14 protein-coding genes are annotated in these 14,037 nt (G+C 45.8%); 13 read left to right on the top strand and 1 reads right to left on the bottom strand.

What is annotated here, in order from left to right:
• Positions 1-2 precede the first annotated feature (2 nt).
• Genes vscY through vopD form a run of 8 tightly spaced genes read left to right on the top strand, consistent with a single transcriptional unit; the run spans position 3 to position 7,764 of the window.
• Entirely contained in the window at positions 3-341 is a 339-nt protein-coding gene (vscY, locus tag ATB76_RS07210; protein WP_038875758.1) for a type III secretion system chaperone VscY, read from the top strand.
• Positions 325-2,451 carry a SctV family type III secretion system export apparatus subunit VcrD gene (gene vcrD / locus ATB76_RS07205; protein WP_104026284.1) on the top strand — a complete coding sequence of 709 codons (2,127 nt, stop codon included), beginning with the start codon at positions 325-327 and terminating at the stop codon, positions 2,449-2,451. Before vscY ends, vcrD begins: the two co-directional genes overlap by 17 nt.
• Positions 2,451-2,864, top strand: coding sequence for an LcrR family type III secretion system chaperone (locus ATB76_RS07200; protein ID WP_038866895.1), 414 nt, complete (start codon positions 2,451-2,453; stop codon positions 2,862-2,864). Before vcrD ends, ATB76_RS07200 begins: the two co-directional genes overlap by 1 nt.
• A 60-nt stretch (positions 2,865-2,924) precedes the next feature.
• Complete coding sequence (locus ATB76_RS07195; RefSeq protein ID WP_005426293.1) at positions 2,925-3,215, top strand: LcrG family type III secretion system chaperone; 291 nt, start codon at positions 2,925-2,927, stop codon at positions 3,213-3,215.
• Positions 3,216-3,225: 10 nt separating this feature from the next.
• Positions 3,226-5,043 (top strand): virulence-associated V antigen, encoded by a 1,818-nt coding sequence (locus tag ATB76_RS07190; RefSeq protein ID WP_061034962.1) that lies wholly within the window; start codon positions 3,226-3,228, stop codon positions 5,041-5,043.
• Between the two features lie 12 nt (positions 5,044-5,055).
• Positions 5,056-5,547 carry a SycD/LcrH family type III secretion system chaperone VcrH gene (vcrH, locus tag ATB76_RS07185; RefSeq protein WP_061034961.1) on the top strand — a complete coding sequence of 164 codons (492 nt, stop codon included), beginning with the start codon at positions 5,056-5,058 and terminating at the stop codon, positions 5,545-5,547.
• 3 nt (positions 5,548-5,550) lie between these two features.
• The gene (gene vopB, locus ATB76_RS07180) at positions 5,551-6,750 is read left to right on the top strand and encodes a type III secretion system translocon subunit VopB (protein ID WP_042600917.1); all 1,200 of its coding nucleotides are present in this window, start codon (positions 5,551-5,553) and stop codon (positions 6,748-6,750) included.
• 9 nt (positions 6,751-6,759) lie between these two features.
• Entirely contained in the window at positions 6,760-7,764 is a 1,005-nt protein-coding gene (gene vopD, locus ATB76_RS07175) for a type III secretion system translocon subunit VopD (protein WP_038866898.1), read from the top strand.
• 63 nt (positions 7,765-7,827) lie between these two features.
• Here vopD and ATB76_RS07170 read toward each other — a convergent pair whose 3' ends face one another.
• Complete coding sequence (locus tag ATB76_RS07170) at positions 7,828-8,199, bottom strand: zf-TFIIB domain-containing protein (protein WP_005528920.1); 372 nt, start codon at positions 8,197-8,199, stop codon at positions 7,828-7,830.
• Positions 8,200-8,523: 324 nt separating this feature from the next.
• On the opposite strand from ATB76_RS07170, the gene ATB76_RS07165 reads away from it, so the two are divergent.
• The 5 genes from ATB76_RS07165 to ascF all read left to right on the top strand — a co-directional run bounded on the left by ATB76_RS07165 (position 8,524) and on the right by ascF (position 13,987).
• Positions 8,524-9,345, top strand: coding sequence for a carbon-nitrogen hydrolase family protein (locus ATB76_RS07165; RefSeq protein ID WP_308620017.1), 822 nt, complete (start codon positions 8,524-8,526; stop codon positions 9,343-9,345).
• Between the two features lie 30 nt (positions 9,346-9,375).
• The gene (locus ATB76_RS07160; RefSeq protein ID WP_061034959.1) at positions 9,376-9,819 is read left to right on the top strand and encodes a DUF3291 domain-containing protein; all 444 of its coding nucleotides are present in this window, start codon (positions 9,376-9,378) and stop codon (positions 9,817-9,819) included.
• 352 nt (positions 9,820-10,171) lie between these two features.
• Positions 10,172-10,411 carry a hypothetical protein gene (locus ATB76_RS07155; RefSeq protein ID WP_038866903.1) on the top strand — a complete coding sequence of 80 codons (240 nt, stop codon included), beginning with the start codon at positions 10,172-10,174 and terminating at the stop codon, positions 10,409-10,411.
• A 163-nt stretch (positions 10,412-10,574) separates the two neighbouring features.
• Positions 10,575-12,122 (top strand): arylsulfatase, encoded by a 1,548-nt coding sequence (locus tag ATB76_RS07150; protein ID WP_061034958.1) that lies wholly within the window; start codon positions 10,575-10,577, stop codon positions 12,120-12,122.
• Between the two features lie 371 nt (positions 12,123-12,493).
• Positions 12,494-13,987 (top strand): PTS cellobiose/arbutin/salicin transporter subunit IIBC, encoded by a 1,494-nt coding sequence (gene ascF, locus ATB76_RS07145; RefSeq protein ID WP_045413890.1) that lies wholly within the window; start codon positions 12,494-12,496, stop codon positions 13,985-13,987.
• The last annotated feature ends 50 nt before the right edge of the window (positions 13,988-14,037 follow it).

The raw sequence follows: 14,037 nt of genomic DNA, 5'->3' as shown, positions 1-14,037 counted from the left end.
CCATGTTGCAAACGAAAGACGTGGAGCTGTTGCTTATCCACGCTGCACTCCAAGTTCAATATCAAAAGCCGGAACAAGCGATTACCTTGCTTGATGCACTGCTGGAAATCGAACCTCAGCATCAAGAAGCTCGCCAAACATTAGCAGTGGCATGCCTGAATTCGGGTCGATACACACGTTCAATCGAGTTGTGCGAAAGCTTATTGAAAACCGAACATTCAAATAAAGCGGGCTTGTGGTTTTGCCTAAGCCAAGCTCGCTGGAAACAACAGGATGTTGAAGGTGCCCGCCGCGCGCATCGACGTTATCTACAATCTCTAAATAGTGAATCAAATGAATAAGTTGATCGATATTCTAAACAAAGTCGGACAGCGTAAAGACATCATGCTTGCCGTGATGTTACTTGCGATCGTCTTTATGATGATCTTGCCTTTACCTACGGCACTCGTGGACGTTTTGATCGGTACCAACATGAGTATTGCGGTCGTCTTATTGATGTTGGCTATCTACATCACGACACCGCTGGAATTCTCTGCATTCCCAGCCGTGCTTTTGATCACCACCTTGTTTCGCTTGTCGCTTTCTATTACGACAACGCGACTTATCTTGCTGCAAGGCGATGCAGGCCAGATCGTATATACCTTTGGTAACTTCGTGGTCGGCGGTAACTTGGTGGTGGGTATTGTTGTTTTCCTGATCATCACCATTGTTCAATTTATGGTGATCACCAAAGGTTCTGAAAGGGTTGCGGAAGTCAGCGCTCGATTCTCCCTTGATGCGATGCCGGGTAAGCAGATGAGTATCGACGGCGATATGCGTGCTGGGGTTATTGATGTTCATGAGGCGCGTCACCGCCGTTCATTGATCGAAAAAGAAAGCCAAATGTATGGCTCGATGGATGGTGCGATGAAGTTCGTGAAAGGCGACTCAATCGCGGGCCTGATTATCATCGTGGTAAACATTCTCGGTGGTGTCACCATCGGTGTGACTCAAAAGGGCATGTCTGCCTCTGAGGCACTTGAGTTGTTCGCAATCCTGACCGTCGGTGATGGTCTGGTTTCGCAGATCCCAGCACTATTTATCGCTATCACGGCCGGCATCATCGTTACTCGTGTTTCAAACGAGGACTCTTCTGACTTAGGCTCAGATATTGGTGGTCAGGTGACTGCTCAGCCAAGAGCTTTGTTGGTTGGTGGCGTTCTGCTTATCTTGTTTGCTCTTATTCCGGGCTTCCCGAAGGTTACCTTCCTGATTCTTGCTGCGATTGTTGGCGGTGGTGGCTTCTTCTTGTTCTACCAACAGAAAAAACAAAGCGAATCCGACAGTTCTGATTTACCTAGCTTTGTCGCCCAAGGTGCTGGTTCGCCAGCGGCTAAGCCTAATAAACCGACGCCATCTCGCAACAGTAAAGGCAGGTTGGGGGAGCAAGAAGAGTTTGCGATGACAGTACCGCTGCTCATCGACTTGGATTCTCGTTTACAAGAGAGTTTAGAAGCCGTGGCTCTGAACGATGAGCTTGCACGAGTCAGGCGCGCGCTTTACCTCGATCTCGGTGTGCCGTTCCCCGGTATTCACTTACGCTTCAACGAAGGAATGAGTAACGGCGAGTACTTGATTCAATTGCAAGAAGTACCAGTAGCTCGCGGGCGAATTGAAAGCGAAAAACTGCTGGTGACCGAAGGTAATGAACAGATTGATTTGCTGGGCGTACCTTACGAAAAAGACGACGACTTTCTGCCGGGCATTACGAGCATTTGGGTCGATCAAAGTCATCACGAAAAGCTGCAAAACAGCCATGTGGGCTTTCTGACCCCCGATCGCATTCTGACTTATCACTTGTCTCACGTTTTGAAAGAGTACGCGCAAGACTTCATCGGTATTCAAGAGACCCGCTATCTGCTTGAGCAAATGGAAGGCAGCTATTCCGAACTGGTGAAAGAAGCGCAACGTATTGTGCCTCTGCAAAAGATGACGGAAATCCTGCAGCGTTTGGTTTCTGAAGACATTTCTATTCGTAATTTACGAGTGATTTTAGAAGCCATGGTGGAGTGGGGTCAGAAGGAGAAAGACGTGGTACAGCTGACGGAATATATCCGCTCAAGCTTGAAACGCTATATCTGTTACAAGTACGCCAGCGGTCAAAACATGCTGCCAGCGTATCTGTTGGATCAGAGTTTGGAGGATACGATCCGTAACGGTATTCGCCAGACTTCTGCGGGCAGTTACTTGGCGCTTGACCCTTCTGTCACTCAGCAATTTGTCAGCGACGTTAAGCAAACCATTGGTGATTTAAGCCGCATGCCAAATAAGCCTGTGCTGGTGGTGTCGATGGACGTGCGTCGTTACGTACGCAAACTGATTGAATCTGAATACTACGAGTTGCCGGTGTTGTCGTTCCAAGAGCTGACGCAACAAATCAATATTCAACCGCTTGGCAGGGTAGGTATGTGATGAAATGCCTTCTCACTCAGTCTCTAGTGGCGTCAGGCATCGAAGTGACGCCCTACTTTTGGCAGAAAAGTACCATCTTACTTGGTCATCGTTATGAATGTGATGGGATGGAGCTAGTCTTTCGTGTCGAAGAGGGCGAAATCATCATCGTATTACTGCGAAGAATCAGCCCAAACCAAGGTCTAAGCAACCCTTTCTCCGCGCTATTTATGCTCGCAGAACATGCCATCCGTTTGTACCCGCTTGACTGGGCTATTCGTGGCAATGTTGATGTATTGCGAGGTAGCAACATGAGCAGCCATCGGTTAGCACAATTCTACTTACGCGCCTGTGGGGCGAGCCATGATGAACAAGAAGATTGGTACTTCTTGCGCCTCAGTGATTACCGCCCACTTAAAAAGAGAAAAAAGTAAAAACTCTCGACTGTTACTGACAGCATCCCAGAGATGCTTCGCTTTAAGATAGGACCCAAGATGAAGCAACCCTTTACTGAAACCATTGAAAACTCAGAACTTGCTATTCGCAATGCAGAAGACAGGACTGACGTATTCAATGAACTACTCGAAGGATTAGGCGTTGGTCCGGTAGCAGGCAACATTCTGCTCGATGGGTTAAACGCTTCGCCTCAATTGATGAAGCAAGCAGAGCATGAGCTGCTTGAAGAAGTACAACGCCGCAGACAACAACAGCATCAACCGCAAGCCGCGAGCACCAAAGGCACTAGGCGCAAGCGACCGACCATGATGCGTGGCATGGTGATCTAGAGGTTTTTACATGACGGATATGACAGCCATGAACTCCATCACCGGAGTTCTCAATACAACAGCCAATCGTGATTCTCAGATCGCATTCCAGCAGAGTTTGGTTAAGACCCTTTCTACCATTCTAAGCGATGCCCGTATCGACCCGAATCAATTGGAGTCATTGATTCGCCAATTACCTATGGTCGTTGGGCGCACCGAACAAGAAAGCTTGGATCTTTATGCAGACTCATTGGACACCTTGTTAAAGAAGCAAGATGCCTTTACCGGGACTGCTGCCGCTGAGACCGCTGCGCATTGGATGCAGTCACTGCAACACCAAGCGTTGAATGGTCAGATCGCACCTAAAGATGTGGAGATGGGCGTTAATACTACGCTCGCACATCAATTCCAATCTTGGTTTAGCACACAGCTAAAAGACAAGGTCGACAGCTCGCTTCCGACCGATTTTGTCGCTAATTTCCGTTTGGGAAGCCAGAGTAACCAAGCACTGCAAATTGAAGCTTTAGATACGAGCGCCCTTAAAGCAGCAACGGCAGAGATTAGCTCGTTTGTAAATGCACTGGCAGTGCAGATGAGTGCCAGTGAGGTTCGCGAGAGTGCTATTCCGTTCTTGCGAAATGCCTTTGGTAATCTTGGTTCGGTCAACCTTAATGAGCTTAAGAATTCAGACTACTTCTTAACAGAAGAAAGCTTTAGAGCTGCTGTTACCGCTCAACTTGTTGCCTCTTTCAATAGCATTGGGATCACCATCAGCACCGATGATGCACAGGCCTTGGCGAACAAGATTGCTTGGATTCCAGGCATGTCTAAGCAGGAACTTACCGATGCGCTAAATGGCTTAGCGACACAAGTAAAAGGACAGTTTGAAAATGCTTACGGCGCAGGTGGTGTTGCTCAACTGCAAACTATCCTTGATGCTGAAATCGCGAGAATAAAATCGGATCCTAGTGCGATCACCTTATCGAGTTTGTTCTCCAATATAGCCATTGCGCTTATCAACACTCAGATCGATGCGTTCTATAACGGCTTGCTCGATGTCCAGGTCACTCAAACAACACCGGAGCAACTTGAGCGGATTAAACAAAACACCGCACAAGATATCCGACTCCTTTTCGACAAAATAGTCGCAGGCCAAGACAGCGGGACGGATTTCATTGCACGTCATAAAAAAATGATGGAGAACCTAGAAAAGCTCAATGATCGTTTGGGCAAAATCACACCAGAGGAAGTGAGCAGTAAAGAAGTGAATGCCGAGCACGCATTGACCGCTCGTGACCTACTGTCGGTGATTGAATCTAGTATCGGTGACCGCTTTGATGAACGCGTCTTGTTTGCTCTAAACGAGCGCCGAGTCGACCGCCTTGAAAAGCGTAACGAGCAAAAAGAACAACTCGAAGATCTAACGATCCAATTGAAAGTGTTTAGTGTCGTTCAGTCAAAAATACACTCGACCCAAAGTGTTGATGGCACTTACAAGCCGGGTGATTCAGCGAACAACTTTAAAGCCAGCGATTTTGGCTACGACAATGACGCGGCGTTTAAGGCTTCTCCTGAATACAAATACTTAAAAGACAACAACATCACCAACCATAAAGACTTTTTAGTAAAACAGGGAATGGAAGTTGGAAGCGACTCTTTCAAAGGGGACAAGCTGTCTAATTTCTCCAGTTCTGTCACCGCAGAATCTAAAGTGCTCAACGATGAAGTGCAGATTAAAACGACCGAGTTAAACGACACCAGTTCTCAGTACAACGCAACCGTTGAAGCGATGAACAAATTTGTTCAGAAGTACCACAGTATTTTACAAGAAATCCTACGAGCCCTTTAAGGATAAATAACCATGACTACACAAAACGCGCCAACTGACCCATCTCAAATGCAAGCAGAGGACCTCCTTTCATTTTTGGAAGAGGGGGGCACGCTAAAAATGCTGCACGATGTATCAGCAAACACCATCGAGCACATTTATGCGGTTGGATACAACTTTTTCCAGTCAGGCAAAATAGAGCAGGCCGCTAAGGTATTTCAGCTGCTTAGCATGCTTGATCACTATCAAGCGCGATTTTTCATTGGTTTGGGTGCGGCTCGTCAGGAACTGGGTGAGTACCTGCAGGCGCTTGACGCCTACAGCTACGCTGCGCTTGTGGACGTAAATGATCCACGCCCACCTTTCCACTCTGCAGAATGTCACCTCAAGCTTGAGCAATTGACGGAAGCAGAGAGTGGGTTTTACAGCGCGAAGGAGATGTCTGCTGGGAAATCAGAGTATGCAGACTTGCATCAACGAGCAGGCATCATGTTAGAAGCGGTGAGAAACAAAAGGAGTAACTAGAATATGAATTCTATTGCACTTGACCGCATTCAGAGTCAGGTATACACGCCTGATTCTGACCAAACTACGTTAAACAAGGTTAACAAGACCGCTGCTCATGCATCGCCGTCAGTAACCGTTGAAAACGTAAAAGGTAAAGATGCTGAAGCATTGAACACCGGTAAGGTAAAAGTTCAGCTTGATGCACCAAATGCCGCAGTCAGCGATAAGGTGAATGACCTTACGCTTAAAGCCATGGAGCAGCTACAAAAAATCGTAGACTCAATTGCCAAGGTTTTACACGCGGTTGCCGACAGTACGGGCTCGCTAGCAGTGAAAATCATCTCAGGTTATGCAGATGATTTTGAAGTTGAACTGGCTGCTATCACAGACAAACTGAAAAGCGCTCAAAACGAGCTCAAAATTCAGGAAGTGAAGGTAGCGAAAGCGAAGCACGAACAAGAAATGGCAGAAAACCTAGAGAAGATCAAAGAGTCTGAAGCGGCAGCGAAAGAAGCACAAAAATCGGGCTTAGCTTCCAAGATCTTCGGTTGGGTTAGCGCTGTGGTTTCTATTGTCGTTGGTGCAATCATGGTGGCGACGGGTGTTGGTGCGGCAGCTGGCGCATTAATGATCGCAGGCGGCGTGATGGGCGCAATCAACATGACTCTGCAAGAGCCTGCTGTTCAAGAGGCGATGAAAGAGGCCGGAATTAACGTCGATATACTTAATAAAGTCGTCATGGCGTTAGAGATTGCGACTGCCGTCATTGGCGCTGTAGTTACATTTGGTGGTGCAGCTGCGAGTGGTATTGCGAAGTTAGCGGCGAAAAGTGCAAGTTCAATTGCGCAAAAAGTCACTGATATCGCAACCAAAGCGGCGACAAACATGGCGAAAATTGCCGATATGGGTTCTAAAGCGGCGACAACCACCGCGAAGGCAATCCGTTACGGTGCTGAGACCGTCGACCTTACTGTTAACGTAGGCAAGGGGACCACGGACAGCGTTCATGCTGCAAACAATGCGCATGTAACTGAAATCCAAGCTGACATTACAGATTTAAGGGCGAAGATGACGCTTAGCCAAGCGGTGATCGACAAACTTAAAGAAGAAATCGCCAAGCTAATGGAAGATTTCCAAGAGCTAATGAGTGTCATCATGCAGATGATTCAGGCGAAAGGCGAAACGATGCAAGCGGTAATGAGTCGTCCAGCGACGGTTTAAGGAGCAACCATGTTAGATAAAATTAGTAATACTGGACGCGCTGACCTTTACGGTTTGGGTGAACTAGGCAAAACAACTCAGGCCGAGAAAATGTCTGAGACGAAAGCCGAAGCTGCTGCTGTCCGTGGTAACAATGATCGTGCAGTAACGGGTGCGAAGAACTACCAATTGGATGGGCCAAAAGCCCCTGCGATTGGCGATCAAGCTCGTGTGGTAGAAAAGCTGATGAGCGCGTTGGCTCCAACCGTAAATCTATTAATGCAAACCACCGAAAAAGCACTGAATGGTGAGCAAGTGGTTAAGTCACCATCGGATGCCATTTCGCAATCACTGTCTCTGATTACTCTGCTTTACCAAGTGTCTAAGCTAAGCCGTGAGCAACAGGTTCTGCAACGTGAAATTGCCGTTGAAGCAAACGTTGCAAGCATCAAGAGCCAAGCGGAAGAGTTAAACAACTCTGCTAAAGCGATGATCGCGATGGCGGTAGTATCAGGCGTATTGGCTGGTGTGACTGCTATTATCGGTGCCGTGGGTTCTTTCAAAGCGGGCAAAGAAATCAAGGCAGAAGTCGCGGGCAACAATGTATTGAAGACGCAGAAAGCAGGCTTTGATCAGGTTGAAGAGTTAATGGGCAATACTAACTTGTCGAAAACTCAACAAGATCAAGTGAGACGTGCTCATGCGTTCGCAAAAGATAGCATTACTGATACGACAAATACTTTGTCTAGTGGTGGCCGCAAGTTCGACAAGATGATGGGCGCAAACCAATCGAAGAACGCGGTATTGCAGGGACTTGGCCAAATGGCGAATTCAGCTGCAAATGTAGAGCAGACGAAAGCTCAAGCTCGAAGCAAAGAGGACGAGGTATTAGCAACTCGTGCTCAAGCAGACAAACAGAGAGCCGATGAAAACATTGGCTTCCAAGAAGGTTTGCTAAAAGAGCTGCGTGAGCTTTTCCGCTCTATCGCTGATAGTCAAAACCAAGCATGGCGTGCCTCTATCCCTACGGTATAGGTTTGCTATCAATCATCAAGGCGCTGGGAATACAGCGCCTTTTTTATGGAAAGAAGAAATAAGCTACACGCGCTCAACCAAGCCAAATTTCTTGAAAAAATCAGATAGGTCGAGTGTCGCTAGATCTTTAAATTCACCGGCGTCATAGAAGCGACCTTTACAGGTAGGACAGCTTTCAAACCAGATATGTGGCTGTTTTGGATCGACCAATCGAAGCAGTTGATTGTTTGGGCATACAGGGCAATCGATACGATCAATCGCATTGAAGGCTTTTCCGATTTCTTCGTCACCTGAATCAATCACATCAGCTAACGGCTTCATCGCTTCCACTTCGTAGGCGTCAATCCATAAGCCTTTACATTCAGTGCAGCGTTCAACATCGCCTAGCGGAGTTTGAAGTTGTTCAAAGTCAGAATTGCATTTTGGGCATTGCATTTTGTTTTTCCTTTTTATTTTCTAAAGAGAAGTGAGCCTAGTACTCCCAGCTTTCTTTGACGACAAATCAAAATACGACATCTCTCGTGCCATACGTTTTGAATCTTTTTTAGTTGTTTAGATTGTTTTTTTAGAAATGACGAGTCCATGATTGCTTGAGCCTAACTAGCAGCGTTCTCGGTGATGAATTCTTTTTAAAGAGCTTCTATCTCCGTTGAATGTCACGCTTTTGAATGAATCCGTTTGTTCATAAACTTATTGCTTATTTGAATGTGTTAAAAGGTATTGAAAAGTTATTTGAATTGAAAGGGTTGGCACGTCGAAGTGAGACGAGTAACCGTACAATCCTATAAATTTGAAAGGTCAGGGAGGTGGCTAGGAGTGAAGATTGGTGTAGTTCAGATGAGGATGGGTTGGAGGGTCCGAGAAAATCTAAAAACAATCATTTCTCATGTTGAGAATATGAGGGCGTTAGATGCTCTGGTTTTCCCTGAACTCAGCCTTAGCGGTTTCCATCGCAACATCAAACAGGAATCGGAGCCTCAAACTATTCATCACGCTATTCAGACGTTATGCGAGCTTGCTTTCGATTACAAGACCACGCTTTTTATTGGTGCGCCGTTAACGGAAGGCGAGCGTATATTTAACAGCTACCTATGTATCGATGTTAATGGTGACGTCGTGGCGCAATGGAATAAAGTCGGGCTAACGGAAAGTGAGGCCAAGTTCTTTGCAATAGGCGAAAGACGTGAACTGCTTAACTTGGCGCAATCATCAATAACGAGTGTCATGTGCCGAGAGGTTGATGACATCGAATGGTTTTTATCTGAGGTACAAGAACAAGCCAGTTTGATCCTTTGGCCTAGTTACATCGGTCAACAATTACAAGATCAGCAAACACAGGGCTACTACGAACGAGCATCTCTTATCGCAAAAGAAGCGGGTGCTTTCGTTGTGCAATGCAATTGGCCTCACGCCTTGAATGACCCAAATTTGAGAGGGCTGGGAGGGAGTCATATTTATGATGATTCTGGTCAATGTATATACACAATGCCGGTCGACAAAGAGTCAGTTTGTATCTTGGATTTGAACCAAGGAACGGTAGAGCCTTTGAAAGCTGGATTAAAATCACTGAGCGAGTCGTAATTCTCAGTAATAAGGGTAAAGGAGGATGAAATGAAACTTGCTCAATTGAATATTGCTTTAGCGAAGTACCCACTCGATGCACCTGAGATAAAGGACTTTGTTGAGAATCTCGATTTGGTGAATGGCATTGCAGAACAAAGTGATGGGTTCGTTTGGCGCCTAAAAGATGAATCCGGCGATGCCACCAATATTAAGCTATTCGATGACCCAAATATGATCGTCAATATGTCGGTGTGGGATAACGTGGATGCGCTGAAGAACTTTATGTTTCGAACCCATCATCGTGATTTCATGCGCCGTAAGAGTGAATGGTTCCATCGTTTAGTAGAAGATACTTATGTGCTTTGGTGGATTGAGGATAATCATATCCCAACAGCAGAGGAGGCTTTAGCCCGTCTACAGTACCTTCGTGAAAACGGCGATACGCCATATGCATTTACCTTTAAAGCTAACTTTACGTCTAATGATTTGTAAATCCGTCTACCGGTTAACAAGGATTCTAGTTAAGTAGCTCGAATAATACTTATCTGTTTTCGGGATATTATTGGTTCCGTGTTTAATTGAAATAGGTGAAATTGGAATTTTGATTAATAACTAATATGATCTTGGTTCTTTATTAATTATATGCCCTATACGAAAAGTTATAGTTAATATAACTTGATGTTTTAAATTTAACATTATTATTTTTCTGTCCAATTTGGAAAGGTGATATTTCCTTGTGTGTATTCACTTCTCTATATCATTATATCGATGAAGCTTGAGTAATCATTGTCGCTCAAGTTATTAGCAAGACACTATTTCAATAATAGAGTAAGAGAGGTTAGTTATGAAAAGGCTGATAATCCTAGGTCTCGCAGTTTCCTTTGGTAACGCAGCTGTTGCTGGAGAAGGCACATACACGGGTACGATCGATATGACTATGCCGCAAGGCAATCAAGTGAAGTATGAACGAGTGGTTGACGCTGGTATAAAATTAAAAGGACGAAATGAAGATCGTGCTGGTGGCTTAGTAACTAAGAGCCAAGTGGATGAATCTCAGCCTATCGTGTTGAGAGGCCGTAGCTAAACGTTAAATATCTATTCTTAAAGAGGTGGATGTATTGAATATATCCATCGTCTAATTACAAATATAAATAATGTTGTTCGTGAATCGTGAGAGTGGATTGCTTTTCCTCATTTTAAAATACTAATTAATTCACTCAACCAAGAACCATTATAGAAATAATATTATGAAGATAAATAAATCTACACTAACGCTTGCGATGGTGGCCGCCACATCATCGGTTGCAGCCCATGCGGCCTCTAAACCAAACATGCTGGTTATTTTTGGGGATGATGTCGGTTACGGCAATATTTCTGCATACAACCAAGGTATGTTGGGTTACGAGACGCCAAACATTGACCGTATTGCTCAAGAGGGCGCTTTATTTACCACTTACTATGCACAACAATCTTGTACCGCAGGACGCAGTACATTTATCACAGGTCAGATGCCAGCTCGTACTGGTTTGACTAAAGTTGGTCTACCTGGTGCCGCGCAAGGCATGCAAATGCAAGACATCACCATGGCAACAGCGCTAAAAGACATGGGCTATGCCACGGGGCAATTTGGTAAAAACCACTTAGGCGACAAAGACGACATGTTGCCAACCAATCATGGTTTTGATGAGTTCATGGGGAACCTGTACCACCTAAATGCAGAGGAAGAACCAGAAAACCCAGACTACCCGAAAGATCCTGAGTTTCGTAAGAACTTTGGCCCGCGTGGTGTGATTCACTCTTATGCGGATGGCAAGATCGAAGATACAGGGCCGCTGACGCGAAAACGTATGGAAACGGTCGATGAAGAAACCCTTGATGCCGCGATGAACTTCATGGAGCGTCAGGTCAAAGCCGATAAACCATTCTTCTTATGGTATAACGCAACGCGCATGCACATCAGCACTCACGTGAAAGCAGAGCACCGCACAACAGGGCTTGGCGAATACGCAGACGGCATGGTTGAGCACGACAACATGGTTGGGGATTTGCTTGATAAGCTCGATGACTTGAAGATTGCGGATAATACCATTGTGATTTACACCACGGATAATGGCCCAATGAATGCGACGTGGCCAGATGCCGCATTTAGCCCATTCCGTGGCGAGAAGAACACTGGTTGGGAAGGGGGCTTCCGAGTACCGGCAATGATTCGTTGGCCTGGTCATATTCAGGCAAACACCAAGCTGAACGACATGTTCGCGAGTGAAGACTGGTTCCCAACGCTACTATCCATTGCTGGTAATGACACCATCAAGCAAGACTTGCTAAAAGGATATAAGTCTTCTTCGGCAGACCAGACTTACAAAAACCACCTTGATGGCTACAACCAAGTTGATTTTATTACGGGTAAAACAGACAAATCAGCGCGTGATGAGTTCTTCTATTGGTCTGATGATGGTGAGCTGCTTGCTATGCGTGATAAACGATTCAAGATGCACTTCAAGATCCAAGAACATGAAGGCTGGGACGTTTGGACCAAAGAGCTGACTAACTTGCGTTTACCAATGATCTTTGACCTTCAAGTCGATCCACTTGAGAAAGGCGATCAAGGCTTTGGCTATAAGAAATGGCAGTTTGAGCATGTGTTCTTATTGGTTCCTGCCCAACAGAAAGTGGCAGAGATGTTGAAGTCATTTAAAGAGTTCCCTCCACGACAAGAGATCCCAAGCTTCTCAGTCGACAAAGTCATGGAGCAAATGACTAACTTACGTAAGTTGGAAGAAGCGAAAAGCTAGCAATTACCTCTACTAAAGCAAAGCCAGAGCATGACTCTGGCTTTTTTGGTTCCAAACTTAACGTTTTATAAATGTTTCTTGCTCATATGCAACATCATTAGCTTCATCAATGAAATAGCGGATCAGATTTACGTCTTTGAGAACGTGAATCATGTTTAGATTTCGCTGTTTCATTCACCTTGCAGTGGATTCCAGCCATTATCCCACTTTGAACTTGTTCTCCGAATACGCGGTTTATTTACCGATAGTTACCAGTAACATGTTACCGGTAACTTGGTTGTTGTGTTCGATTTCGTTGATTCTCATTTGAAGGTTCGCAGCAAGAAAACAACCTCCCTACAGGTTGATGAATAATAATTGGAGTGAGAAAGATGGCGAAAGATTACGGCATCATTGCTCGTTCAGTACTAGAGAAGCTGGGCGGTGCAGAAAACGTAGTGGCACTAACACACTGCATGACGCGATTGCGTTTTGTATTAAGCGATGAAAGTAAGATAGATGCAGAAGCACTGAAGGGCATCAAAGGCGTGATGGGCGTGGTTCACAATGGTGACAAATGTCAGGTCATCATTGGCAATAACGTCTCTTATGCGTACAAAGAAGTGATGGCGTTGTGCAACCTTTCTTCATCAGAATCGAGTGAACCAGAGAAAAAGGTCAAGCTCACTCCAAAAGTGATTGGCGCTAAGATCCTTGATGCATTAGTCGGCACGATGTCGCCACTGATTCCAGCGATCATCGGTGGCTCAATGGTGAAGCTGCTGGCTATGGTTCTTAAGATGACAGGCTTGCTTGATGATGATTCTTCAACACTGATCATCCTTAATGCGATTGGCGACGGTGCGTTCTTTTTCCTACCCGTTATGGTTGCCGCGTCTGCTTCAATTAAATTCAAAACCAACATGTCACTCTCCATCGCGATCGCGGGCGTGTTGATTCACCCGAACTTCATGGAGTTGATGGCGCAAGCGGCTGATGGCAAGCACGTTGACTTCTTTAGTATTCCAATTACTTCGGTGAAATACACTTATACCGTTATTCCTGTGTTGGTGATGACTTGGGCGCTGTCTTACATCGAACGTTGGGTTGATAGCATCACACCTGCAGTAACGAAGAACTTCCTAAAACCGATGCTGATCGTATTGATTGCAGCACCGCTTGCGATCGTTTTGATTGGTCCATTAGGTATTTGGATTGGTACTGCGCTTTCAGCATTGGTTTACACCATTCACAGCACACTAGGTTGGTTGTCGGTTGCGATCATGGGTGCACTTTGGCCACTATTGGTTCTGACCGGTATGCACCGCGTATTTACGCCGACCATCATTCAAACCATTGCTGAAACTGGCCGTGAAGGCATGGTTATGCCATCGGAAATTGGTGCCAACATCGGTATGGGTGGCGCTTGTCTTGCGGTTGCATGGAAAACTAAAAACCGCGAACTAAAACAAACCGCGAGTGCGGCGGGGGCGTCTGCAATTTTTGCGGGTATCTCAGAGCCTGCACTTTACGGCGTGCTTGTTCGTCTGAAACGACCACTTATCGCGACCATGATCACTGGTTTCATCGTTGGTGCACTTGCTGGCATGGCGGGACTGGCGAGCCACTCAATGGCAGCACCTAGCTTGTTCACCAGTGTGCAGTTCTTTGATGTGAACGACCCGATGAGTATCGCTTGGGTATTTGGTCTGATTGCACTGTCGATTGTGCTTTCTTTCGCTCTGACTTTAATCCTTGGGTTTGAAGACATCCCGAACGATGAAGACGAAGAAGGCGAAGCTATCGCGAATAAAGACGTCGCAAATAAAGAAAAAGCCGAAGAACAAGAAACGGTGTTAGAGCCTGCAAAGCCAGCTTCCGCATAACCAAGATTTGAATAATTGATAGAGCCTCGTTTGCCGGTGGCTCTATGTTA

This window comes from Vibrio sp. MOR3 (genome assembly GCF_001557775.1).
GTDB classification, from domain to species: domain Bacteria; phylum Pseudomonadota; class Gammaproteobacteria; order Enterobacterales; family Vibrionaceae; genus Vibrio; species Vibrio jasicida.
This window is presented reverse-complemented; position numbering and strand designations above follow the sequence as displayed.